We start from the raw sequence: 26,097 nt of genomic DNA, 5'->3' as shown, positions 1-26,097 counted from the left end.
TGCAGCCTTTTATTCGGGTCGCCCCGAAACAACAAATTAAAAGGCAAAGACAGGCCTGCCCCGGAAAAAACAGTTTCCAGAGAAATTAAAACCTTTTCGGTAAGTCGCTGCATTAAAGAAAATATATTTCGGCGACGGAAATAGAGGATTCTTATTACTCGCTTTAAGGAAATTTATTAAAAATATCGAAATTTGCTCAAAAAACAGCAAATCACGTTACACCTGAAACGAAAAAGCGAGAGATAGACATGTATATCGTGACAGAACGCACTTTAAGTTACACCGAGAGGCCAATGAAAAAAGTGGCGCGAAAAAGCGCTATATGCCTAAGGGCGAGTCGTATAAAGGATTATTTAATTAACTATTCCAAACCGTTTAATTAAATAATAACCCTTTGAAATGGAATTGATGCGGCATTGGAATAGGTATCAAATAAAACCATTATCTAGATAATTTTTACAACATTTATCAATCCCATTAGGCGAATCGATTTCCCCTGCAACCATATTTTATATGGCGTATTACCGGCTTTTGGCAGGTAAAAATCCTAAAGGGAGCAAACGCGCCTGTACCGGGTCTGAGCGCAAATATTGTAGGAAGCGAATAGCCAGATCCCGCTGCCGGGTACCCCGCAGGATCACCAGCTGCTGCTCCAGTGGTGGGTGGAACTGATAGGGGATACGCATAAACTGGGCTCGGCGCCCGGAAGCCAGAGCCTGGCCGTAGGGAATCAATCCCAGGTCTCCCTCCCCTTGGTGCAACATGATCTGCGCGTGCCCCGAATGCCCCGCGTACACCACCCGATTCTTTACCCTCGGCCACAAGCGCAGCTTCTTTAACATCTTGACCGCCGCATCCCCATCCGGGGCGAGCTGCGGGTCAGCCACGACCAATTTGTGTTTACCGCGGCCCAATAACAGGATGAGCTGGCGAGGGGTGAGGGTCGCGCCGGAGGCGCCCTGTGTCGCGAGCGCAGCAAGGGTGGAGAATCCGGAAGACTTGTTGGTGGAGATTTTCTCACTGGCCCATACCGCCAACTGACCGCGTGCATAGGTCTGGCGACTGGCAGGAACCGTAAGTCCAGCCTTTTCCAGCAATACCGGGCGTGCCATATCGGCAGAGAGAAACAGGTCGAAGGGACGATCCGCGCCGTTTGCACGAATCTGACTGTAGAGCAGGCCACTGGCCCCAGCGGTGATCTCCAGGCGACAGCGGCAGTGCGCTTCGAAAGACGGCCGCAAAGCCTCGAGCGCGGGCTGGAAACTGGCATCTACGGCGATACGCAGCACCTTCGGGGCGCGCTCGCCACAACTGGACAGAGCAACTGCGACCACAACGATATAGATGGTCGCAAACAGGCGCCGAAGCAGTTTACCGGCGAGGGAAAAGCTCGTGTTTCGTAACAACATTCGAATACAAATACCTCAATTCGAATCTACCCCCACTGCCCGTCACTCGCTGCCACCACTCTGTAGGTGGTGCCAATCCTTGTGCTACCCCTGCAATCGGCTGAAATCCTCCGGGCGATTGAGGTTCAGGTGCCAATCGCCCTCCGGGACCGGCAGTTGCACGCAGCCAACAAACCCAAACAGGGCGCGCACAGACGCAATCGCGTCCCCTGCGGCCGCGGCACCCAGGTACTTGCGGCTGCGCGCGTTCAGTGGAAGCCAGCACGGCATAAAGTAGTCACCGAAACACACCGCTTGCTCCACGGTCTGCCCGACAACACACAGCTGCTCCAGCAGGCCAGGTGACAGCAGCGGCATATCCACCGGCACCACCAGTAATGCGTCGCAGGAGAGTTCCCACTGGCGCAAATGCTGGTCGATGGCCTGGAGCCCCCCGAGAGGGCCTGCGGCTTCTACTTGGTCTGGAATGCCACCTGGGCGGCGCCCGCTCACCAGTGGCGCCATCATCTCCATGCCTTGAGGCGCGTCAACCAGCTCCAGCTGGCGCTTCGCATGCTCGAGCAGCGTGCTGCCATTGGATAATTTTAGCAGCGCCTTGTCCTGCCCCATTCGACTAGAGAGTCCACCAGCGAGCACAACCGGGCACACCCGAATTGCCGGCGTTGATTGATTACCTGATGGCGATGTCATTTATTACTGCATCCTGACACTTGATTCTCGTGACTCCAGCTTGCCACGTCCGCTGGGAGGCGAAACCATACAGCAAAATTACGGCAAATTAGCTTCGTATATTTCATCTTTGGAAAATGTAGCCCAAAAGGACGCTCCCGGCCCGGCCAAATACTGCACCATATTGCCGCGCAGCCACCCGTCTTTGCACCATGTCGCACCACCAACCGCCATATAACGGCGCACCCAACTGCTTTCTCGCTCCACGCCACGACCTTTTTGCACCGCTAGGGCGCAATCGTCCGCCAGAAGACGACGAATCATCGCTGCAGCGCTCATATAAAGCACACGCTCTACTAAATTTGCACCCATTGGTACGAGTTTTGATTGTCCAAATGCTAGTGGCATTGAGGCCCGGCCGCACAATCCGTGCCGCCGGGCCTTTTCTATTGCGCGCGAATATCCAGGGAGATGTCCATGTTTGCCAGCCCATGTGCAGGCCAGACTACCGCCGTATACCTTCAGCTCAGCAAAGCGGTTCTCGGGGCTGCGCTGCTGTTTAGTGCGACAAGTGCCGTTGGTGCGGAAGAAAACATCGCGCAAATGGCCGGGGACATGATTCGCAACAGCACCTTTGATCTCAACTTTCGCCCTCGCTACGAGCATGTGCGCGAAGTTTCTTTTCCCAATCATGCCACTGCCGGCACTCTGCGCAGCCGCGCCACCTGGACCAGTGCGCGCTGGGATGGCTGGGAGTTCTTGCTGGAAGGTGACAACGTCACCTATATCAGTAGCGAGAAGTTCAACAACACCGAGAACGGACGCACCCAGTACCCGGTCATTGCCGACCCGGAATACAGCGAGGTAAACCGGGTTCAGCTGAGCTACAAGCGCAACAAGAACCTGCTCACCCTGGGCCGACAACGCATTAATTTTGACGACCAGCGTTTTATCGGCGGCGTTGGCTGGCGCCAGAACGAACAGACATACGATGCGTTACGCGGTGAGTGGGCATTCGACGACCGGTTTACCGGCGACTACTTCTACTCCTGGAACGTCAACCGGATCTTCGGCCCCGATGGTGCCGACGGAGACATTGGCGGGCCGGTAAACGCGCTGCGCCTTAAATACAAGGTACGCCCAAACCAAACCCTCAGCGGCTTTTTCTACAGCCTCGATTTCCACGAATTTGACGAACTCGCGAGTGTCACCGCCGGTTTCAAATGGAGCGTGGACTGCGAAACCTTCCGCTGGCACCTGCGTGCCGCCACGCAGAGCGATACCGGGCGCAACCCCTACGATTACCGCGCGGAGTATTACAACGCGGAGTTCGGCACCAAGCCGGAACAGAAATACAAATTTGCCGGATTCGTCGGTACCGAGTGGCTCGCCGGTGATGATCAGTGGGCATTTCAAACCCCACTGGCCACGCTGCACAAGTTCCAGGGCTACGCGGACAAATTCCTGACCACCCCCGTCGACGGCATCCGCGACTACTACGCTGGCGGCTCAGTGGTTATTTCTGGCATTAAGTTTGCAGCAACTTTGCATAAATTCTATAGCGATCGCTTCAGCCGCGAGTACGGCAACGAACTCGACCTGGTAGCGACCTATGCCATAACAAAAAATATCGACCTGCTCGCCAAATACGCTACCTACGACGCTGACACCTTCAGCAGCGATACGGACAAATTCTGGCTGCAGTTCGAATTGAAGTTTTGACAAAGCGATGACGACTAACCCTATCAGCATTTTACTGGTCGATGACCAGAGCGAGCGCGCGGCCATGGTGTCCGAGCAGCTCAGCGCTGCCGGATACAACCTGTTAGCGCAGCTTTCCAGCGCTGAAGGCCTTCTATATCAGGTAGAAAAACACCGCCCCGATATCGTGTTAATCGATATCGAATCCCCCGATCGGGACATTCTTGAAAGCCTCTCCGTAATCAACCAGCACAACCCTACGCCAGTAGCGATGTTCTCTGCCCGCGGTGGCGCAGATTTCATTAGTAGCGCAGTAGATGCCGGTGTCAGTGCTTATATGGCGGAAGGCCTGTCCGCGGAACGCGTCGCACCGGCCATTGAAATCGCCATGGCACAGTTCCGCAGCTATCAGCAACTGCGGCAGTCCCTGGAGCGCACCCAGCAACAGCTGGACGAACGCAAAATCATTGAGCGTGCCAAGGGGCTATTAATGGCCCGCAAAAATATCAGTGAGCAGGCCGCCCACCAGACCCTGCGCACCCTGGCGATGAACAGCAACTCCACCATGCGCAATGTCGCCGAACAAATCGTCACGCATCTGCAAACACCGGCCAGATAGCGGGATTTGACACAGAATTTTAAAGATTGCCGAGAGTAATACCGTGAGCAGCCTGCAAGTCGAAAAGCCAAAACTCAAACTGCTCTATCTGCGTCTGACAGATAGCGCCCCACTGATCATCGCCCATGAGCTCGGATTATTTGAGCAACATGGACTGCAAGTGACATTAAAGCGGGAAACTTCCTGGGCCACGCTGCGGGATAAGCTGATCGGCGGCGCTGCCGATGCAGCCGCGATGCTTGCGCCCATGCCGCTCACTCTCAAGCAAACCCTGCCAAACTGCGAAGAGGAGCTGCTTAGTGGCCTGATCCTGAGCTGCAATGGCAACGGGATCACCCTATCCAGCGACCTCTACGGCAAGTTAAACCCACAATCTGACGACGCGGATGGCGTCGGTAAAGCGCTGAAGCAATTTATTGACGGACAAGCATCGGATACAGCACCGCTCACGTTTGCCAGCGTGTACCCGTTTGCCAGCCACACGTTGCAGCTGCGCCACTGGTTAAGCAGTGCAGGGATTAACCCCGACACCGATGTACGCCTACAGGTCTTGCCCCCGGAGCAAATGGTGGACCACCTGCGCCGTGGGGATATTGATGGTTTCTGCGTTGGCGAACCCTGGAACACCTTTGCCGCCCTGGAAGGTATCGGAGTTATCGCCACGCCGAACAACGCCCTGATGCCTGCAATGCCAGAAAAAGTACTCGCGGTTACACGCAGCTGGCACGAAGCAAATCCGGCAACCCATATGGCGTTGCGCGCCGCACTACTCGAGGCTTGTGGATGGCTGAGCGATCGCACCAACCGTCGCGATGCAGCGGGAATTCTAGCGCGCCCGGAATATCTCAACCTACCTGATGACGTAGTTGCAGCCTCCCTGAACGATCAACTGTATCGTAAACAGGACATGACTCCCGAGCAGAATACAGGCTGGCATTTGTTTGCCCACCCACAGACAGATCACGGGCGCCCCTCCCCGCAAAAAGCACGCGAGTTGCTCGCCCTGTGCAATGAAATCGCGCCGGTCGATACGGATACTGTGGAACTATTCCACCCCGACCTTTACCAGCAAACCCTTGACTACCTCCGGCTGCGCGAGATGCATACATCCAAGTCCTGAACACCTAAGTCCTGAACACCTAAGTCACACACAAGTTAGTAGCATCTTGCAGCCCACTAAGCCCTGAAGCGCTATCCGCACACGCCCACCCTCGGTGCACAATTGTGCACCGCCACAACCAAAGCACACCAAAACGGGGCGCAACTGACATCTAGCTGCGCCCCGCAACCGCTCAAGATTCATTGGCCGCGGAACATTACCGCGCGTTATCGAGCAAGTTTCACCTCCGATGCGCCATTTTTTTGCAACACAACGCACCAGTTTCGGCCTGCGGCCCTGTTTTCGCACAACCATGGCACAGTTATTGAATAGCTATTACATAGTGATTGAGTAGCTAAATCGTAATTAGCCACAAGCAGAACCGCATGCACGGTAAAGAACCTCGCAGGTGAAGCTTACTCGTACTTATCAACACTTATTAGTAGGACAGCGAAGTCCACCGGCGGCAGCCAGGGTGCCCCGTGGGCTTTTTTTATGCCCGCCGTTTGGAGCCTTGCAGAGCAAGCCGACAGATTCAGAACACAAACTAACGGGATAACATTATGTCCAGTGACTCCTTAAACCTATTTTCCTTTAAAGGAAAAATCCGGGTACTGCACCTCACCTGGATTGCCTTCTTTATTACCTTCTTTGCCTGGTTCAACCATGCACCTCTATTGATGGCAATTGCCGACAGTCTGTCGCTCACTTCGGAACAGGTAAAAACCCTGCTGATTTTGAACGTGGCGCTGACCATTCCCGCGCGCGTAATTATCGGCATGTTGACGGACAAGTACGGTCCGCGCCTGACGTATTCTCTGCTGCTGGCAGTCGGCAGTATCCCCTGCTTTATTTTCGCACTGGCCGACAGCTTTACTGCTGCAGCAATCGGTCGATTCCTTTTGGGCTTTATCGGCGCCGGTTTCGTAGTCGGTATTCGCATGGTTTCCGAGTGGTTCCCGGCAAAGCAGTTGGGCACCGCGGAAGGTATTTACGGCGGCTGGGGTAACTTTGGTTCTGCGGCGGGTGCCATGACCCTGCCGACCATCGCCCTGCTGTTCGGCGGCGACGACGGCTGGCGTTACGCGGTGGGCCTGACTGGTGCGATTGCGCTGGTTTACAGTGTGATTTACTACCGTTCCGTGACCGACACCCCGAAGGGCGGCACCTACTTCAAGCCGAAGAAAATCGGCGGTATGGAAGTTTCCAGCCCTGCGGATTTTGTACTGTTGCTGATCATGAAAGTACCCATGTACGCGGCACTGGCGCTGCTTACCTGGAAATTGTCCCCGGCCGGTGTTGGCATGCTGGCGCAGTCCGTCGCGGTTATGATTTACGTGGCACTCGCCGCTCTGTATGCGTTTGATGCGAAGAAGTGTTACGACATCAACAAAGAGATTTTCGTAAAACTGCCGGAGCCGATTCATCGCTATCAGTTCAAGCAGGTTGCGGTGCTGAACATTCTGTACTTCGCGACTTTCGGCTCCGAGCTTGCGGTTGTTTCCATGCTGCCGCTGTTCTTCTCCGAAACCTTTACCCTGGATCCGGTAAAAGCTGGCCTGCTGGCTTCCGCCTACGCGTTTATGAACCTGATGTCCCGCCCTGCGGGCGGTCTGATCAGTGACCGCTTTGGACGCAAGAGCACGCTGTTGATTTTGACTGCGGGCCTGGCGCTGGGCTATCTGACCATGAGTATGATCGACGCTGAATGGCCGCTGTATCTGGCAGTAGCTGCGGCGATGGCATGTTCTTTCTTCGTACAGTCCGGTGAGGGTGCAGTGTTTGCGGTGGTACCGCTGATCAAGCGTCGCCTGACCGGCCAGATCGCCGGTATGACGGGTGCTTACGGCAACGTGGGTGCGGTGTTCTACCTGACCGTTCTGAGCATGGTGTCTTACCAGACCTTCTTCCTGGTGATTGCTGGTACCGCAGTACTTGGCTTTGTTACTCTGCTGTTCCTTGAAGAGCCGGAAGGTCAAATGGCTGAGGTTATGCCGGATGGTAGCGTTTCTCTGATCGACGTTGCCTAATCTAGATAATGGGGCAACCACTCAGATAGTTACGTGGCGCGGCGTGCCGGAATCCGTTTTCGAGACACGCCGTGAACCCATCCCTGGGGGCTTGTCCGCGAGATCCCTCTCGCAGACAGTCCCGAAAACGGATTCCGGCACACCACTTATCGCATAGATCTCAGCCCTGCCGATACTGAGAGGACCACTTTGAACCACACCTGCGAAACCACTACTGTGTCAGACTCGGATCAAAAAGCCTCTAATTCTGAAAATCTGGAGTTCGCCACTGCGAGCGAGTGTGGGCTACGCGCCTACAATGACGATGCGGTGGCCGTATATCGGGCTACCGGCAGCGATCTGCGCTATCGCGGCTCCATGGCGGCGATCGCCGATGGTGTTGGGAGTGCCGAGGCGGGTGGCGCGGCGGCACGGGCGGCAATTAGCGGGTTTATTTCCGATTACTACAGCACACCGGACTCCTGGTCGGTAAAGCAGGCCAGTGGGCGAGTGCTGCATGCACTAAACAGCTGGCTGTATCGGCAGAGTGGTGGAGCCGACGAGGTACAGCGTGGTTGGCTGACGACCTTTTCGGCAGTGATTCTCAAGGGCTCTACCGCACACCTGATTCATATTGGTGACTCGCGAATTTATCGGTTGCGCGACGGTAATCTGGAGTGTCTGACCCGCGATCACAGTCGCGCACTTGGCCCGGAGCGCACCTTTTTAAGTCGCGCGCTGGGTATGGATGCGCATATAGAGGTGGACTATCGGCGCGAGCCGCTGGAAGCTGGCGATCTCTTCTGTGTCACCACCGACGGTATCCACGATTTTCTGCCGAAAGGCCAATTCACCGAGCTGCTCGCCAGACACCAACTGGACGCGGCCCAGGCGTTGACCGCGGCAGCGCTGGACAATGGCAGTAAAGACAATCTGAGCCTGGCATTGTGTCGCGTGAATGTGGTGGACACCGTGCAGGCCGACGATGTGATGGTAGCTACCAGCCAACTGCCCTTCCCGCCGCCACTGCAACCCGGCAACAAGATTGATGGTTACGAGGTATTGCAGGAACTCCATGCAAGTAGCCGCAGCTACCTGTATCTCGTCAGAGATATGCAGTCAGGAAAAAATGGCGAGCCGGAACGGCTGTGTGCACTGAAGGCGCCGTCGGAGAACTTCTGTGATGATCCCGCGTATATCGAACGCTTTATCGCGGAAGAGTGGACGGGGCGCCGCCTGGATCATCCGGCCATCGTCAAAATATTCCCACCGCGCAAGGAACGTAAGTTTCTATACCACGTGATGGAATATGTAGATGGGCAGAACCTGCGCCAGTGGATGCAGCTCAATCCGGAGCCACCACTGGACCAGGTACGCAATCTGGTACAACAACTGGTTAGTGCTCTGAGACGCTTGCAACGCTTGGAAATCGTGCATGGAGATCTCAAGCCCGAAAACATCATGGTGGACACCAGCGGGCGCCTGAAGTTAATTGATCTGGGGGGAGCCAATGCTGCAGGCCTTCAGGAGCTGTTGCGCTACCAGGACAGCGCACCGCCCGGCAGTAAAAACTACTGTGCCCCGGAGTATTTCTTTAAAGATGCGGCCAGCCATCGCTCCGATATCTTCTCCCTCGGTGTTATCGCCTACGAGATGCTGACGGGGCACTACCCGTATAAAGAGCGCTTCGGCAGCAGTCACTACCAATTGAAGACTTACGCAAGTCTGCGCTACATCAGCGCGCGGCAATACCGGGAGGACATCCCGGAATGGATCGATGGCGCCCTGCGCCAGGCCTGCGCGCCGGACCCGAAGAACCGCTACCCCGCTCTATCAGAGCTTGTGCACGACCTGAGCACTCCGAATAAAAAGTTCGACACGACGGAGAAGCCTCCGCTGATCCAGCGCAACCCACTGCTGTTCTGGCAGACCGTCGCGGTGCTCGCGCTACTTTCTCATTTGCTGTACTTCCTTTAATACTGCTTTCCAAAACACTGCAAAAGTGCAGCCAAAGGCACAGTCGCGTCCCAATCTGGGGCGCACACCTACTAATCGCACCAATTTGCAGCATCAAACTAAGTGCCCGCGGATTTCGAATCCCCCATTAACCACAAGGTCTTTGCGGTTTCCCCACGCCATCAGCGATCAACCCAAGTTGGCACAGAGATTGAATACCATTAGTCACAATCTGAAATTCTTTTAGCAAGGCAACGGCGCCTGACACTCTTCGACAGAAGAGGGTAAGCCCGTGCAGCCTTAGCATCTTCCTGCATCTGTGGCTCCCCAATTTTCTGTCGAACATGTCAGGTACCAATACTCGGTAAGACTCCGGGTACAACCTGGTAAATCACGGCAGAGATTATGGTTAAGCAAAAAATCGTCGTCATCGGCAACGGCATGGTGGGCCACCACTTCCTGGAACAACTGGCGAATCGCCCCGAACGGGAACTGTTCGACGTACTGGTATTTTGTGCCGAACCCCGCCCCGCCTACGACCGAGTGCACCTCTCCGAATACTTCGGTGGCCGTACCGCCGACGATCTGGCGATGGGCAAGGTCGAACAGTATCGCGAGTGGGGCTACGACCTGCGCCTGAACGACGCCGCAGTGAGCATCGACCGCGAAAACAAAATCGTCACCTCTGCCAGCGGTGCCAGTGAGGCCTATGATCACCTGGTGCTCGCCACCGGCTCCTATCCTTTCGTACCGCCGATTCCCGGTCATGAACACAGTAAGTGTTTTGTTTACCGCACCCTGGAAGACCTCGACAAGATCCAGGCAGCTGCAAACCACGGCAAGGTTGGTGTTGTTGTAGGTGGTGGCCTGCTGGGTCTGGAAGCGGCCAACGCCCTCAAGCAGCTGGGCCTTGAAGCACACGTGGTGGAATTCGCTCCCGGCCTGATGTCTGTACAGCTGGATGAAGGCGGCTCCAACCTGCTGCGCGAAAAAATCGAAGAACTGGGCGTTACCGTTCACACCAGCACCGCGACCGAACTGATCGAAGAAGTGGACGGCGGCCGCCTGCGCATGCAGTTCAAGGGCGACAAAGAGCTGGTTACCGACCTGATTGTGTTCTCTGCAGGTATTCGCCCTGAAGACAGCCTGGCCAAGTCCGCCGGTATCGAACTGGGCGAGCGCGGCGGTATCGTGATCGACAATAACTGCCGTACCTCTGACAAAAATATCTTCGCCATCGGCGAATGCGCCCTGTTCAATAACTTCATCTTCGGTCTAGTAGCTCCGGGCTATACCATGGCGCGCACCGCGGTTTCCCTGTTGTGCGGTGAAGCAGCGGAATTCAACGGCGCGGACATGAGCACCAAGCTGAAGCTGCTGGGTGTAGAAGTAGGTTCCATCGGTGATGCCCACGGCCGCAAAGAGGGCTCTGCAGCCATCACCTTTGTCGATGAACAGACCGGCGTGTACAAGCGCATGATCACTGACAGTGAAGGGAAAAAGCTGCGCGGTGCAGTACTGGTCGGCGACACCGGCGACTACGACACCCTGCTGCAGTACCACCTGAATGACATGGATCTGCCGGAGCATCCCGAACAGCTGATCCTGCCAGCGCTGGATGGCGCTGCACCAACTCTGGGTGCCGATGCGCTGCCGGACACCGCAACTATCTGTTCTTGCCACAACGTCAGCAAAGGCGACATCGTCGGCGCCGTTCAGGGTGGCTGCTGCTCCGTGGGTGAAGTGAAAGACTGCACCAAAGCGGCGACTGGCTGTGGCGGCTGTGCTGCACTGCTGAAAAATGTTGTGGATACCGAACTCGCCGCTCTGGGTGTCGAGGTCAATAACGACCTGTGTGCGCACTTCCCCTACACCCGCCAGGAAATATTCCACATGGTGCAGGTGGAAGAAATCAAAACCTTTGACGAGCTGCTGGAAAAACACGGCACCGGCAAAGGCTGTGAAATCTGTAAGCCCACTGCAGCCTCAATCTTCGCTTCGCTGTGGAATGAACACATTCACGAGAAGCCGCACGTTGGCCTGCAGGATACCAACGATACGTTTATGGCCAACATGCAGAAGAACGGAACCTACTCCGTTGTTCCGCGTATTGCCGGTGGCGAAATTACCCCGGACAAGCTGATCGTACTCGGGGAAGTGGCGAAGAAATACGACCTCTATACCAAGATCACCGGCGGCCAGCGTATCGACCTGTTTGGCGCACGCCTGGAAGAGCTGCCAGAGATCTGGCGCGAACTGACCGACGCGGGCTTCGAAACCGGCCACGCCTACGGCAAGTCACTGCGTACCGTGAAGTCCTGTGTGGGCAGCACCTGGTGTCGTTTTGGTGTCCAGGACAGTGTGGGCATGGCCCTCACCGTTGAGAACCGCTACAAGGGATTGCGCTCTCCGCACAAAATCAAAATGGCGGTATCTGGCTGTACGCGTGAGTGTGCGGAAGCACAGAGCAAAGACATCGGTGTGATCGCTACCGAAAACGGCTGGAACCTGTATGTATGTGGTAACGGCGGTATGCGCCCGCGCCACGCCGACCTGTTCGCGACGGATCTGGATGACGTCACCCTGATCAAGTACATCGACCGCGTGCTGATGTTCTACGTGCGCACTGCCGACAAGCTGCAGCGTACCTCTGTATGGCTGGAAAACCTGGAAGGCGGTCTCGATTACCTGCGCGAAGTTGTGATCGAGGACAAGCTGGGCATCTGCGACGAGCTGGAGCGTCAGATGACCAACGTGGTTGGCACCTACCAGTGTGAATGGAAAACCGCGATCAACGACCCGGAAATGCTCAAGCGCTTCCGCCAGTTCGTTAACACCGATGAGAAAGACGAAAAGATCGTATTCGTGGAAGAGCGCCAGCAGCGTCGTCCAGCTACCGAAGAAGAGATCGTCAAGATCGCAGAGCCGGCATAAGCCGGCTCGCATTAGCAAACAGCGTTGAAGATTTCATAACCCTATTCTTTCCATACCATTGTGGAGAACCGAAATGAGCGAAGTTGCCATAACCCGCACCGAGTGGCTGCAAGTCTGCAAGCGATCAGATCTTGTAGCCGATTCCGGAGTGTGCGCTCTTGTGGGCGATCGACAGATTGCCCTGTTTTTTTTACCCGAACAGGAACCGCAGTTGTTCGCGATCGATAACTGGGATCCTATCGCCAAGGCCGGTGTTATTGGCCGCGGTCTGGTTGCGGAAATCGATGATGAAGTCACCGTGGCATCACCGCTGTACAAACAGCACTATCGACTGACCGATGGCCAGTGCCTGGAAGAGGAAGCTATCCAGCTCGCGGTTTACCCTGTCGCTTTCGATGGCGATGACGTACTAATCCAGGTCGATCAATAACAACAAAAAAGCAGTCGAAGATGGCATTAACAGAGCTGTTTAGCGCCCATAGATCCTGTACCACCTGCCCCTATTGCGGCGTTGGATGTGGAGTCGCCGCAACCAGGGAAACCACCCCTGGCAATCAAGGTGGCGAAGAAGGTGTGATCCGAATCCAGGGGGACGATCAGCATCCAGCCAACAAAGGTAAACTTTGTGTAAAGGGTTCTTCCCTTGCGGACACGCTGGGCAACCACGGGCGCCTGTTAAAACCACAACTCCATGGCGAAGAGTGCGATTGGGAAACCGCACTGGATTTTGCCGCTACGAAACTGCGCGAGACAATCGATGAGCACGGCCCGGACTCGGTGGCCTTCTACCTGTCCGGCCAGCTGCTGACCGAAGACTACTACGTAGCCAACAAACTGATGAAGGGTTATGTGGGCACCGCCAACGTCGATACCAATTCGCGTCTGTGCATGTCTTCTGCGGTTGCCGCCTACAAGCGCTCACTGGGCGCAGACGCAGTACCCTGTAATTACGAAGATCTCGACGAAGCGGAACTCGTGGTATTGATCGGCTCCAACGCCGCCTGGACCCACCCGATCCTGTTCCAACGTATGCAGGCAGCCAATGCCAAACTTGTGGTCGTCGACCCGCGCGGTAGCGCCACCAGCGAAATGGCAGACTTGCACCTGGCCATTTCCCCAGGCAGTGATGCGGCTCTGTTTAATGGACTGCTCCACTACCTCACCGAGTTCGGCGCTCTTGATCAGGCGTTTATCGACAACCACGCCGAAAACTTTTCCGACACTCTGTACGCCGCCGCAGAGTGGACTCCGGAAAAGGTCGCAGACCACTGCAGCGTCGAGCTGGGACAGCTTCTCGAATTCTACGAGCTGTTCCGCAACACCGAAAAAACCATCAGCTTTTATTCACAGGGCGTCAACCAGTCCAGCACCGGCACCGACAAGAACAACACCATTATCAATTGCCACCTGGCCACCGGCCGTATTGGCAAGCCGGGCTGCGGCCCCTTCTCCATCACCGGCCAGCCCAATGCCATGGGCGGACGTGAAGTGGGCGGGCTGGCGAACATGCTCGCCGCGCACATGGACTTTACCGAAGAGAATATCGACCGTGTCGGTCGCTTCTGGAATGCCAGTAACATGGCCCAGGGGCCGGGCCTGAAAGCGGTTGAGCTGTTTAATGCGGTGGAAAGCGGCCAGATCAAAGCCGTATGGATTATGGCCACCAACCCGGCGGTGAGCATGCCCGACGCACGCCGCGTCGCAAATGCACTGAAGAACTGCCCCACCGTCATCGTATCCGACTGTGTTGGCGATACCGACACCGCACGCTGTGCCGACCTACTCCTACCCGCCACAACCTGGGGCGAGAAAACCGGTACCGTTACCAACTCCGAACGCCGCGTGTCCCGCCAGAAAGGCTTCCTCCCCAAACCCGGCGAAGCCCGCCACGATTGGGAAATCATTTGTGATGTGGCAAAACGCCTGGGCTTCGGTGAAGCCTTCGACTTCCAGTCGCCCGCCGATATTTTCCGCGAACACGCCGCGCTTTCCGGTTTTGAAAACAACCGCGAGCAGGCCCGTCGCGCGTTTGATATCTCCGCGCTGGCCAATATCAGCGACCACGAATACGACTTCTTCACCCCGGTACAGTGGCCAGTAAACGCAGATAACCCACAGGGTACCGCGCGCCTGTTTAGCGATGGCAATTTCTACACCCCCAATGGCCGCGCCCGTTTTGTCGCCGTACAACCACAGAGCCCAAAGCAGGAAACCCGCGACGAATACCCACTGGTATTAAATAGCGGCCGTTTGCGCGACCAGTGGCACACCATGACCCGCACCGGCCGCGCACGCCAATTGCTGGACCACAGCGAAGCCCCAGAGCTGCACGTGCATCCCCAGGAAGCAGAAAAATTTGGTATCCAGGATGAGCAGCTGGTGCGTGTGGAAAGCGAAAAAGGCCAGTTCTTCGGCCGCGCCAGAGTCACCCCCAGCCAGAAACCCGGCCAACTGTTCGCGCCCATTCACTGGAGCGACAGCCTAGCCCACAACGCCACTGTCAGCGCCCTGGCCATCCCCTTTACCGACCCCTTCTCCGGCCAGCCAGAGTTGAAGCAAGTCGCGGTTAAGGTGGAGCCGCTCACCGCGCACAGTTACGCATGCCTGTTACTGCGCACCGAAGCCGCAGAAGAACTACACAGCCGCCTGCAAGTTGGCGAAGCCAAACTGTTTGAAACCATTCTCCACTGGTACCGGGTACCGGTTGAAGGCGGCTACCGCTTCGAACTGACACTGAAAAAGCAACCGGACTGGCAAGCGCTCGCCGACAAACTGTTTAAGCTCGGCGACAAACAACTCAATCGTAAGCAGCTGCAATTACCCAGCGGTGAACGCTGGCTACTGCACAGCGAGCAAATGGAATTCCTGGTATTCACCAGCGCCGAATGGCATTCCCTGCCAGACCGCAAGACACTCGAGAATGCGCTGCTGGAGCCACTGCCCGACGCACCCGCAAAACTTCTGCACGACGTACCTGCCGGTGCACAGATGGTATGCACCTGCCTACAGGTCTCCCGTAAAGAAATCGAATCCGCTATCGCAGAAGGCGCCGCCTCGGTAGACGAACTCGGTGAGCTACTGGGCTGCGGCACCAACTGCGGCTCCTGTAAGCCAGAAATCTCCGCACTGCTAAATACCAACCTCGCAGTCGCCGTCGGCTAGACTGGTTTCTCCGAAACCGTCGACAACCTACCTACTTAATACGAAGGCAAAGTGCCAGGGATGGGTTTACGAAAGCGTCGGCGACACGGACGTCGCCGACGCAGCCTACAGGGATGTACTTGTGGCGGTTTCGAAAACCCATCCCCGGTGCTTTGCCGCCACACAACCAGTCAAGTAAGTACCACCTACCCCAGACAACTAACCCACGCCACCAATACTCGAACTCCCCAACACTTGAACCAACAGCCCTTACAAAGCTATCTTGCAACTCAAGTCGACAAAGAAAAGGCGAGCTTCATGTCCGATGTCTGTGCACAAGATGGTCTGCGTTCCGTAGAAACCGCCAAACAGATGCTGATCGATAGCATCCAGCCCATTACCGCAACAGAGACAATCCCCCTCGTCCAGGCATGTGGCCGGGTACTGGCCGAACCGGTACTGGCAGCGCTAGACCTACCCCCTTGCGACAACTCCGCCATGGACGGCTACGCCCTGTGCGGAGACCACCATAGTTATATCCTGATCGGCAAAAGCCTCGCCGGGCACCCCTTCGACGGTACACTCGAACCCGGCCAAGCCACCCGCATCACCACCGGCGCTGCGGTACCTGAAGGCGCCGATCGCGTACAGATGCAAGAAAATTGCAGCGTCGAAGCCGACCAACTCACCATGAGCCGCCCCGCCAGGCCCGGCGAAAACATTCGCCGCCGAGGTGAAGACGTCCACACCGGCCAAAGTCTGGTACCGGTGGGCGCAAAAATTAAAGTGCCTCACATCGCCCTGCTCGCCGGCACCGGCGTGGCGGAAATCACCGTACACCGCAAACTGAAAGCCGCCCTGCTTTCCATCGGCGATGAACTCAAGCCCATCGGCACCCCGGTATCTGAACTCGGCGACGGCGACATTTACGATAGCAACCGTATCGCCCTGCACGCCGCACTGGAACAACTGGGTGTCGAGATTCTCGACCTCGGCTGCTGGCCAGACCAACCGGAAAAAATCCGCGAGGCATTTGTCGAGGCCCGGGACAACGCCGACTTCGTGATTACCAGCGGCGGCGTATCCGTGGGCGAAGCCGACTTCACCAAAACCGTATTACAGGAACTCGGCGAAATCGGCTTCTGGAAACTCGCCATCAAACCAGGCAAACCCTTCGCCTTCGGTCGCCTGCCCAAGGATCAGGGCGAAACCCTATTCTTCGGCCTACCCGGCAACCCCGTTTCTGCGATCGTCACGCTGGATCAGCTAGTAGTACCGGCGCTGGAAAAACTGCGCGGTACTTCCGCAGAACACCGTCACCCACCACTGCAGACGCGCGCACGCCTACTCAACAACATCCGCAAGCGCCCCGGCCGCACCGACTACCAACGCGGCTTTACCTATTGCGATGGCGACGGTATCCAGGTGGTGGAAACCCGGGGCATTCAGGGTAGCCACATTCTCTCTGGCTTCGCCGGCGCCAACTGTTTTGTGGTGCTGCCCCGTGAAGGAGGTGATTGTGAGACCGGCGACTGGGTCACCATAGAACCGTTCAACGCGCCGCTAAAATAGACCCACGGTGCCAGTGCTATACTCCGCGGCCTGAAATGCTCTCCGTCTAAAACAACTCCACAAGAAGTACCATGAGCCGCAGCCGCTACGAGAAATTTAAACAGGTGCTCCGCCAGCGCCAGCACGACATGACCCTGCTCACCGATCAGGTGCACAAGGGCCAGAACATCTCCGCCATGCTGCGCACCGCCGACGCTGTCGGTATCCCCGAAATCCACATGGTGCAACCCAGCTACGGCCACCTGCTATATCACAACACAGCCGGTGGCAGTGGCCGCTTCACCGGCAATGCCGTCTACCCCGATATCGAATCCGGCATAGTCGAACTCAAAAATCGCGGCATGCACCTCTACGCCGCCCACTGGTCCGACCGCGCCATCGACTTTCGCGCAGCCGACTACACCAAACCCTTTGCACTGATCATGGGAGCCGAAAAACACGGCCTGAGCGATTACGCCGCAGAGCATGCCGACGACCATGTCACCATTCCGATTATCGGTATGGTCGAGAGTTACAACGTGAGTGTGGCCGCTGCGATCATTCTGCAAGAGGCGATGCATCAGCGCCAAAAAGCCGGCATGTATGAGGATAAGGTGCTGGATGAAGAAGATCCGGCCATTAAAGATATTCTGTTCCGCTGGATGCACCCGAAAATGGTGAAGTACTGCGAGAAACACAACTTGCCATTTCCGGAGCTGGATGAAGACGGCGATATCATCCCACCGAAAGATCCGAAATACCGACAGCCCAATAAGTAACAACAAAAGCGAATCGCTAAGGTAAAGCGCCGGGTGTGAATTTTCAGGATCGTCGCAAACAGGATGTTTGCGCCGAAGCGCCCAGGGATGGGTTCACAGCGGTCCTGAAAATTCACACCCGGCGCTTTGCCGCCACATAAGCACCAAGCTACTTCGACCCATTGCGCCCCCTCCCCTATCCAACTAACCTTGGCTCACTATTTCCAAGACCAAGCATTCCTCAGGGAGGACGCAATGCATACCGAAGCAATCGAATACTATATCGACGACGAGTCCTTTACCGGCTACCTGGCCTACGACGACAGCATTGAAGGTGAGCGCCCCGCTATCCTCCTGTTGCACGAATGGTGGGGCATGAATGACTTCACCCGCGAAGAAGCCGAACGCCTCGCCGCCGAAGGGTTCACCGCCTTTGCCCTCGACATGTACGGCACCGGCGTAAGCGCCGACAACCCCAGCGACGCCGGCGCCCTGATGACCAAAACCATCGAAACCGAAGGCGCACCACTGAAACGCTTCCAGGCCGCCCTCGACCTCATCAACGCCCACCCAACTGTGCAAGCAGGCCAGGTCGCCGCCCAGGGTTACTGCTTCGGTGGCGCCGTTGCCCTCACCATGGCCCGCCTCGGCCTGCCACTCAAAGGCGTTGTCAGCTTCCACGGTGCGCTGGAAAGCGATATCAAAGTAAAAGCCGGTGACATCACTGCCGAACTGCAGGTCTATACCGGCGGCGACGACGCCATGATCCCCGCCGAGCACGTGGCCAATTTCGTACAGGAAATGCAAACCGCCGGCGTGCGCTTCGACGTAACCAGCTACCCCGGTGTGCAACACGGCTTCACCAACCCGGCGGCTACCGCGCGCGGTGAAAAATTTGGCATCCCGCTGAAATACGATGAAGCAGCCGCCAACGACGCCTACGAAGGTGCCGTAAACTTCTACAACAAAATCTTCCAGCAGTAATTATTGCCTCCCGCCCTTTCCTATGCAGCATCTTGGGGCGGCTGCATTCTGCACTGCCAGTCATTCCAAAGGGGGAAGCGTGCAACCCATCATTTCCATCGCCGGTGTGGGTAAAACCTACGCCGGTGGTTTTACCGCACTCAAGTCTGTCGATCTCGACATTAATTCCGGAGAAATCTTTGCTTTGCTCGGCCCCAATGGCGCCGGCAAAACCACGCTGATCAGTATCATCTGCGGCATCGTCAATCCAACCAGTGGGCGGGTCACCGCCGACGGCTACGATATCCAGCGGGAATTCCGCGCGGCGCGCAGCAAGATCGGCCTGGTACCCCAAGAGCTTTCCACCGACTCCTTCGAAAGCGTGTGGAATACCGTCAGCTTTAGTCGCGGCCTGTTTGGCAAGGCGCCAAACCCACAACATATCGAAAAGATACTGCGCCAACTGTCTTTGTGGGATAAGAAGGACAGTAGAATCATGGCGCTGTCCGGCGGCATGAAACGCCGCGTGATGATCGCCAAGGCACTATCCCACGAACCCTCCATCTTGTTCCTCGACGAACCAACCGCCGGCGTGGATGTGGAATTGCGTCGCGATATGTGGGAAATGGTGCGCGGCCTGCGCGAGAGTGGTGTAACCATCATACTGACGACCCACTACATCGAAGAAGCCGAAGAAATGGCAGACCGTATCGGCGTGATCAATCATGGCGAACTGGTGCTGGTGGAAGAGAAGCACGAGCTGATGCAAAAGCTCGGCAAGAAACAACTGACCATCCACCTGCAAAACCCGATCAGCGAACTGCCAGAAGAACTAAAAGAGTTTGAACTGGATATCGCCGATGAAGGTAATCAACTGATTTACACCTTCGATACGCAGCGTGAGCACACCGGGATCGCCACCCTGCTGCGCGCTTTGAACCAACAGGGGATGGAGTTCAAGGACCTGCACTCCAGTGAAAGCTCGCTGGAAGAAATTTTCGTCAGCCTAGTGCATCAGAACCAGGATGAACGCCAAAAAGCCGGGTAAAAGCCGCTGGGTGAAAGAGGAAGTAACATCGTGAATATTTATGGCATCCGCGCCATCTACCAGTTCGAAATGGCCCGTACCGGCCGCACCTTGATGCAGAGTATCGCCTGGCCGGTAATTTCCACCTGCCTGTACTTTATCGTGTTCGGCACGGCCATCGGCAGTCGCCTGGGGGAAATCGAGGGCGTCAGCTACGGGGCATTTATTATTCCCGGGCTGATTATGCTCTCGCTGCTATCGGAGAGTATTTCCAACGCCTCCTTCGGTATCTTTTTCCCGAAGTTTTCCGGCACCATCTATGAAGTGCTGTCGGCACCGGTGTCCGCGTTTGAAATTGTTGCCGGCTATGTGGGTGCCGCGGCAACCAAGTCTGTAGTCATCGGCATCCTGATTTTGATCACCGCGCGCTTTTTTGTGGACTATGAAATCGCTCACCCGTTCTGGATGTTTGGCTTTCTGGTCCTCACCGCAGTTACCTTCAGCATGTTCGGTTTTATCATCGGCATTTGGGCCGACGACTTCCAGAAGTTGCAAGTTATCCCGTTGATGGTCATCACTCCCCTGACATTTTTGGGCGGAGCCTTTTACTCCATCAATATGCTGCCGGAGTTCTGGCAGAAGGTAACCCTGTTTAACCCCGTGGTGTACCTGATCAGCGGTTTCCGCTGGGCGTTCTACGGAGTGTCCGATGTCAATGTGGGGATAAGCCTGGGGATGACCCTGTTTTTCCTGTTCGCCTGTCTGGCCGGAATCTGGTGGATTTTCCGCACCGGCTACAAAATTCGCTCCTGATCCCACAGGCAGCAACAAAAAAGCCCGCGAGTTTTTCTCGCGGGCTTTTTACATTCTGGTCTCTGCCGGTTGCTGATACGGACTGCTTATGCAGACTGCTTATGCCGACTGATAGGCACGCATAAACACGCGCACGACTTCCGTCACATGCTGGGCGATTTCCTCACGCGACGGCGGCTCGGCACAACCAATGATGATCTGGATATGGGTGCAGCCGCCCTGCAACATGCCAAAAAACACTTCCGATGCCCGCTCCGGGTCCGGCACCTGCATCAGCCCCAGGTCCACCGCCCGGTCAAGGAAACGAATCATCTCACTGCGTGTGCGCACTGGGCCCGCTTCGTAGAACAGGTTGGCCATGGTCTGGTCCTGAGCCCCCACCGCACTGATCAGGCGCATAAGCTGCAGTGAATCATCGTGGTAGAGCATATCCAGGAACGCTTCGCCAATCGCCTGCAACCTATCTGACAGCGGTGCGCCCGCGTCCAGGGTAAACATCTCCTCCGGCATCTGACTGCCGCACTTGGCCTCTATCGCCGCACAGAACAGCGTTTCCTTATCGGAGAAGTGGCTGTACACCGTCAACTTGGATACACCCGCCTTCGCCGCCACGGCATCCATGCTGGTGCCGGTAAAGCCGAGGGCAAGAAACAGGTCCTTGGCCGCATTCAGGATCGCCAGCCGCTTGGCTGGATCCTTGGGGCGACCGCGACTGACCGGTGCGTCTTTAGTGTTGGATAGATTCTGTTCACTCATGGTTCTGGTTCATCGCCGTCGTTCTCACACACTTCCAGCCAATCGAGCAACCGGATCGGTCATTCAGGTTGAAGTACGCGCTCGCCTCCACCGAATTAGTGGACTCACGAGTTTAATATACTTACTATACTCTTCAGTTCATTAAAGGCCAGTTTACTACAGACTTGGCCTCTCAAGCTCAAATCAAAGGCTCCTACATATTAATAGGTAGCAATGGGCGCCGATGTGACGTGGCAGACAACTGTACCAGTATCCGCCTTGATCCCCACTGTCCGTCACTAGTGCGCCCAGTGATTCACAAGGAATGAGGTACTCATGCGACGCGCTTTTGCACACCCAGGATACCGAAATCATCTGGGCCATCTGGGCCACGCACTCAAACTCTCCAGCCTGTTGCTGGGCTCGCTGATACTGGTCGCCTGCTCCACGCCAGAAAGCGGCGAGGCCACACCGCCGCGCCCGGCGATCGTGGTAAACCCTAAGGCGTCCGGCAGCCAGCTGGCCGTCTACCCCGGAGAAGTCCACGCCCGGCATGAGTCTGCACTGGCGTTTCGCGTGGGTGGAGCGGTCACCCGCCGACTGGTAGAAACCGGGCAGCGGGTAAAGCAGGGCCAGCCCCTCGCCGAGCTCGACGCCCAGGACTTGAACCTGCAGCGGGATGCGGCCAAAGCGCAATTGCAGGCCGCGCAAACCGAAAACCGCAACGCCAGTAACGAGCTCGAGCGCTATCGCGACCTGCTGGAGCGCAAACTCATTGGTGAATCGCAGTTCGATGCGGTCAGTACCCGACACGACAGCAGTGTTGCGCAGCTGGAACGCGCCCGTGCCCAGCTGCAGGTGGCAGCAAACCAGGCCGCCTACGCGGTGCTCAAGGCCCCCAGCGATGGCGTAATCACCCGTCGCAGTGTCGATGCCGGACAGGTGGTGAGTGCCGGACAAACGGTATTTGTGCTGGCCGCAGACGGTGAGCGCGAGGTGCGCATCGATTTGCCAGAGCACGAGGTAACGCGCTTTGCGGTTGGTCAGCCCGTCTCCATCGAGTTGTGGTCAGCGCCCGGCGCGCCGATTAATGGCACGGTACGCGAGCTGTCCCCCGCCGCCGAAGCGGGGCTGCGCACCTTCGAAGCACGCGTCACTTTAGTCCCGGTCGCCGACAGCGCGGTAAATCAGCCTGCCCCCAAGCTCGGCCAGAGCGCGCGGGTTTACGCGCGCACCAGCAGCGCACGCCCGACGCAGCGCCTGCCCATGTCCGCAATTACCGCGGAGGGCGCCGATCCCTACGTATGGCGTATGGATCCGGAGCATTTCACCCTGCACAAGGTGGCCGTCACCATTGCCAACTACGGCCACGAAGATGCCGAAGTTATTTCCACGCTCAGCCCGCAGGACTGGATCCTTGCCGCAGGTACTCAGCTGGTACGCGAGGGGCAGCGAGTGCGTCCTGTCGACCGACAGAACCGCCCTATCGAGGCGGATAACCGTATCGCCCACCAGCAATAGCCGCTTGCGCAAGCAACCTTATTCCCTGCTAACCCTCCGCCGTAGCGGACGACCGGAAACCCTAAGATGCGATTCAACCTTTCCGAGTGGGCTCTCAATAACCGGCCACTGGTGCTCTACGCCATGATCATCCTCGGGGTGATCGGTACCATCTCTTATACCCAGCTCGGCCAAAGTGAAGACCCGCCGTTTACCTTCAAGGTGATGGTGGTCAATACCCAGTGGCCGGGAGCCAGTGCAGAGGAAGTATCCCGCCAAGTTACCGAGCGCATCGAGAAGAAATTGATGGAGACCGGGGACTTCGAGCGCATCACGTCCTTCTCACGCCCAGGGCAATCCCAGGTGATGTTTGTCGCCCGGGAAAGCCTGCACTCGGACAAGATCCCGGAGCTCTGGTATCAGGTACGGAAAAAGGTGGGTGACATTCGCCACACCCTGCCACCGGATATTCAGGGGCCCTTTTTCAACGATGAGTTCGGCACCACCTTCGGCAACATCTACGCACTTACCGGCGCAGGCTTCGATTATGCATTGATGAAAGACTATGCCGACCGTTTGCAGCTGGCGCTGCAGCGTATCGACAATGTCGGCAAGGTCGAACTGCTGGGACTGCAGGACGAAAAAATCTGGGTAGAAATCTCCAATACCAAACTGGCATCACTGGGTATTTCCCTCTCTCAGGTGCAGGCGGTATTGCAGGCGCAAAACCAGATGGCCGATGCAGGTATTGTGGAAGCGGTCAGCGACCGTGTGCGGATCCGAATCAGCGGGCAATTTCGCAGCGTCGAGGAAATTCGTCAGTTCCCTATTTACGCCAACGGCCACACCCTGACTCTGGGTGATATCGCCAAAGTACAGCGTGGCTTCAGTGATCCACCCCAACCCCGTATGCGCTTTATGGGAGAGGACGCTATTGGCATTGCCGTTTCAATGAAGGAAGGCGGCGATATTTTGCAGCTTGGCGAGCACCTGGATGCCGCGGTGATTGAGCTGCAACAAGACCTGCCCCTCGGGCTTGAGCTCAGGAAAGTATCTGACCAGCCGGCAGCGGTGAAAAGTGGTGTGGGCGAGTTCGTCAAAGTGCTAATTGAAGCACTGGTGATCGTGATGCTGGTGAGCTTTTTCTCACTGGGCTTCCGTACAGGGCTTGTGGTGGCGCTGTCGATCCCGCTGGTGCTGGCAATGACTTTCGCACTGATGAACTACTTCGGTATCGGGCTGCACAAGATTTCTCTCGGCGCGCTGGTACTCGGCCTTGGCCTGATGGTGGATGATGCCATCATCGCCGTAGAAATGATGGCGATTAAAATGGAACAGGGGCTGAGCCGTATCAAGGCCGCCGGCTACGCGTGGACTACAACCGCGTTCCCGATGCTGACCGGCACCCTGATTACTGCGGCCGGCTTCCTGCCCATTGCCACCGCGCAATCGGGCACCGGTGAATACACGCGCTCCATCTTCCAAGTCGTTACCCTGTCGCTGCTGGCTTCGTGGGTTGCCGCGGTGATTTTTGTTCCCTACTTGGGGAACCGCCTGCTGCCAGAGCGCGGCGGCCATGGCGGAAGCGGTCACGCTGATCCATACAACAAGCCGTTTTATCAGCGTTTTCGCCGAATTCTCAACTGGTGCCTGTACTATCGCAAAACCGTACTGCTACTCACCGCACTGATTTTCTTCGGCGCGATGTTTCTGTTCCGTTTTGTACCGCAGCAGTTTTTCCCTTCATCCGCACGCTTGGAACTGATCGTTGACCTGAAACTGAATGAGGGAGCATCCCTCTATGCCACCGAAGAACAGGCGCTGCGTTTGGAAGAGTTACTGTCTCAGCACCCGCAGATCGAAAACTATGTCGCTTATGTAGGTACCGGGTCGCCAAGGTTTTACCTGCCTCTGGACCAACAGCTGCCCGCTGCCAGCTTTGCGCAGTTTGTGGTGCTCACCCGCAGTGTTGACGAGCGCGAGCAGGTCCGTGCCTGGCTGATTGCCACGTTGAGTGAACAGTTCGCTGAAGTGCGCACCCGCGTTTCGCGTCTGGAAAACGGCCCGCCGGTAGGCTATCCGGTTCAGTTCCGGGTATCAGGCGAGCATATTGGTGAAGCGCGGCGTATTGCCCGCGAAGTCGCCAACGTGGTGCGCGGTAATGAAGCGGTCACCAATGTGCACCTGGATTGGGAAGAGCCGAGCAAGGTGGTCAACCTGGCGGTGGACCAGGCCCGCGCACGGCAGATGGGTGTCAGCAGTTCATCACTGTCACAGGCGCTACAAGGCTCGCTGTCAGGTACTGCGGTGGGGCAGTATCGTGAAGACAATGAATTGATCACCGTGGCGGTACGCGGTGAAGAGCGCGAGCGACAGGCACTGGCACAGCTGGGTAACCTGGCGGTGCAAACCAACACCGGTAACTCGCTGCCGCTAAATCAAATTGCCACACTGAATTATGGCTTTGAGGAAGGCATCATCTGGCGTCGCGACCGCCTGCCCACCGTTACCGTGCGCGCAGATATCTACGGCACCCAACAACCGGCCTCGGTCGTCGCCGAACTCTGGCCACAGTTGCAGCACTTGCGCGACGCGCTGCCCGCAGGATACCTGCTGGAAATCGGCGGTAGCGTAGAAGAATCCGCACAGGGTCAGAAATCGGTGAATGCCGGAATGCCGTTGTTTGTATTCGTTGTGTTCACCCTGCTGATGCTGCAGCTGCGCAGCTTCTCACTCTCAACAATGGTATTCCTTACCGCACCGCTGGGCATTATTGGCGTCACCCTGTTCCTGCTGCTGTTTAACAAACCATTTGGCTTTGTGGCGATGCTCGGCACCATCGCGCTGGCAGGGATGATCATGCGTAACTCGGTGATTCTGGTGGACCAGATCGAACAGGACAAAGGCCAGGGGCTCTCCGTATGGGACGCGATTGTTGAGTCCACCGTACGCCGCTTCCGCCCAATCGTGCTCACCGGACTGACCGCGGTGCTGGCGATGATTCCGCTTTCGCGCAGCGACTTCTTTGGTCCCATGGCGGTTGCGATTATGGGCGGGCTCATCGTGGCGACGGCACTGACACTGCTGTTCTTACCAGCGCTTTACGCCGCATGGTATCGGGTCAAGCGACCGAATAGCGATACCGCGTCTATAGCACCAGCCGAGACACCATCAATCCAGCCGGCAGGCTAAACAAAAGACTAGACAAAAAAA

Annotated in this window: 19 protein-coding genes; 15 read left to right on the top strand and 4 right to left on the bottom strand. The window is 56.7% G+C overall.

The window, feature by feature from the left end:
- Positions 1-521 precede the first annotated feature (521 nt).
- The 3 genes from modA to KUV22_RS08300 all read right to left on the bottom strand — a co-directional run bounded on the left by modA (position 522) and on the right by KUV22_RS08300 (position 2,486).
- The gene (modA, locus tag KUV22_RS08310; RefSeq protein ID WP_222230080.1) at positions 522-1,409 is read right to left on the bottom strand and encodes a molybdate ABC transporter substrate-binding protein; all 888 of its coding nucleotides are present in this window, start codon (positions 1,407-1,409) and stop codon (positions 522-524) included.
- A gap of 84 nt (positions 1,410-1,493) precedes the next feature.
- Positions 1,494-2,099 carry a molybdenum cofactor guanylyltransferase gene (gene mobA, locus KUV22_RS08305; RefSeq protein ID WP_222230078.1) on the bottom strand — a complete coding sequence of 202 codons (606 nt, stop codon included), beginning with the start codon at positions 2,097-2,099 and terminating at the stop codon, positions 1,494-1,496.
- Positions 2,100-2,177: 78 nt separating this feature from the next.
- Positions 2,178-2,486 carry a hypothetical protein gene (locus KUV22_RS08300; RefSeq protein WP_222230076.1) on the bottom strand — a complete coding sequence of 103 codons (309 nt, stop codon included), beginning with the start codon at positions 2,484-2,486 and terminating at the stop codon, positions 2,178-2,180.
- 69 nt (positions 2,487-2,555) lie between these two features.
- On the opposite strand from KUV22_RS08300, the gene KUV22_RS08295 reads away from it, so the two are divergent.
- The 13 genes from KUV22_RS08295 (at position 2,556) to KUV22_RS08235 (ending at position 20,649) form a co-directional block, all read left to right on the top strand.
- Positions 2,556-3,800 carry a hypothetical protein gene (locus tag KUV22_RS08295; RefSeq protein ID WP_222230075.1) on the top strand — a complete coding sequence of 415 codons (1,245 nt, stop codon included), beginning with the start codon at positions 2,556-2,558 and terminating at the stop codon, positions 3,798-3,800.
- Positions 3,801-3,807: 7 nt separating this feature from the next.
- Complete coding sequence (locus KUV22_RS08290) at positions 3,808-4,398, top strand: ANTAR domain-containing response regulator (protein ID WP_222230073.1); 591 nt, start codon at positions 3,808-3,810, stop codon at positions 4,396-4,398.
- A 43-nt stretch (positions 4,399-4,441) separates the two neighbouring features.
- Positions 4,442-5,518, top strand: coding sequence for a CmpA/NrtA family ABC transporter substrate-binding protein (locus KUV22_RS08285; RefSeq protein WP_222230071.1), 1,077 nt, complete (start codon positions 4,442-4,444; stop codon positions 5,516-5,518).
- Between the two features lie 542 nt (positions 5,519-6,060).
- Positions 6,061-7,527 (top strand): NarK family nitrate/nitrite MFS transporter, encoded by a 1,467-nt coding sequence (locus KUV22_RS08280; RefSeq protein WP_222230069.1) that lies wholly within the window; start codon positions 6,061-6,063, stop codon positions 7,525-7,527.
- Positions 7,528-7,743: 216 nt separating this feature from the next.
- On the top strand, positions 7,744-9,483 hold the full coding sequence (locus KUV22_RS08275; protein ID WP_315857520.1) for a protein kinase domain-containing protein: 1,740 nt from the start codon (positions 7,744-7,746) through the stop codon (positions 9,481-9,483).
- 384 nt (positions 9,484-9,867) lie between these two features.
- Positions 9,868-12,396 (top strand): nitrite reductase large subunit NirB, encoded by a 2,529-nt coding sequence (gene nirB / locus KUV22_RS08270; RefSeq protein WP_222230065.1) that lies wholly within the window; start codon positions 9,868-9,870, stop codon positions 12,394-12,396.
- Positions 12,397-12,469: 73 nt separating this feature from the next.
- Positions 12,470-12,826, top strand: a complete 357-nt coding sequence (gene nirD / locus KUV22_RS08265; protein ID WP_222230063.1) for a nitrite reductase small subunit NirD — start codon at positions 12,470-12,472, stop codon at positions 12,824-12,826.
- A 20-nt stretch (positions 12,827-12,846) separates the two neighbouring features.
- The gene (locus tag KUV22_RS08260; RefSeq protein WP_222230061.1) at positions 12,847-15,558 is read left to right on the top strand and encodes a nitrate reductase; all 2,712 of its coding nucleotides are present in this window, start codon (positions 12,847-12,849) and stop codon (positions 15,556-15,558) included.
- A 297-nt stretch (positions 15,559-15,855) separates the two neighbouring features.
- Positions 15,856-17,109: a molybdopterin molybdotransferase MoeA gene (gene moeA, locus KUV22_RS08255; RefSeq protein ID WP_222230059.1), complete on the top strand. Its 1,254-nt coding sequence runs from the start codon at positions 15,856-15,858 to the stop codon at positions 17,107-17,109.
- A gap of 71 nt (positions 17,110-17,180) precedes the next feature.
- Positions 17,181-17,867: a tRNA (guanosine(18)-2'-O)-methyltransferase TrmH gene (gene trmH / locus KUV22_RS08250; RefSeq protein WP_222230057.1), complete on the top strand. Its 687-nt coding sequence runs from the start codon at positions 17,181-17,183 to the stop codon at positions 17,865-17,867.
- Between the two features lie 234 nt (positions 17,868-18,101).
- Complete coding sequence (locus KUV22_RS08245) at positions 18,102-18,830, top strand: dienelactone hydrolase family protein (protein ID WP_222230055.1); 729 nt, start codon at positions 18,102-18,104, stop codon at positions 18,828-18,830.
- A gap of 79 nt (positions 18,831-18,909) precedes the next feature.
- Positions 18,910-19,857 (top strand): ABC transporter ATP-binding protein, encoded by a 948-nt coding sequence (locus KUV22_RS08240; protein ID WP_222230053.1) that lies wholly within the window; start codon positions 18,910-18,912, stop codon positions 19,855-19,857.
- 30 nt (positions 19,858-19,887) lie between these two features.
- Positions 19,888-20,649, top strand: a complete 762-nt coding sequence (locus KUV22_RS08235) for an ABC transporter permease (RefSeq protein ID WP_222230051.1) — start codon at positions 19,888-19,890, stop codon at positions 20,647-20,649.
- Between the two features lie 99 nt (positions 20,650-20,748).
- Here KUV22_RS08235 and KUV22_RS08230 read toward each other — a convergent pair whose 3' ends face one another.
- The gene (locus tag KUV22_RS08230; RefSeq protein ID WP_222230049.1) at positions 20,749-21,405 is read right to left on the bottom strand and encodes a TetR/AcrR family transcriptional regulator; all 657 of its coding nucleotides are present in this window, start codon (positions 21,403-21,405) and stop codon (positions 20,749-20,751) included.
- Between the two features lie 315 nt (positions 21,406-21,720).
- Between KUV22_RS08230 and KUV22_RS08225 the strand changes: the two genes are divergently transcribed.
- Entirely contained in the window at positions 21,721-22,905 is a 1,185-nt protein-coding gene (locus KUV22_RS08225; protein WP_222230047.1) for an efflux RND transporter periplasmic adaptor subunit, read from the top strand.
- 66 nt (positions 22,906-22,971) lie between these two features.
- Entirely contained in the window at positions 22,972-26,076 is a 3,105-nt protein-coding gene (locus KUV22_RS08220) for an efflux RND transporter permease subunit (protein WP_222230045.1), read from the top strand.
- Positions 26,077-26,097 lie beyond the last annotated feature (21 nt).

The organism is Microbulbifer agarilyticus (assembly GCF_019800665.1).
Taxonomy (GTDB): domain Bacteria; phylum Pseudomonadota; class Gammaproteobacteria; order Pseudomonadales; family Cellvibrionaceae; genus Microbulbifer; species Microbulbifer agarilyticus_C.
The sequence above is the reverse complement of the archived record's forward strand: the minus strand, read 5'-3'. Positions and strand labels throughout refer to the sequence as shown.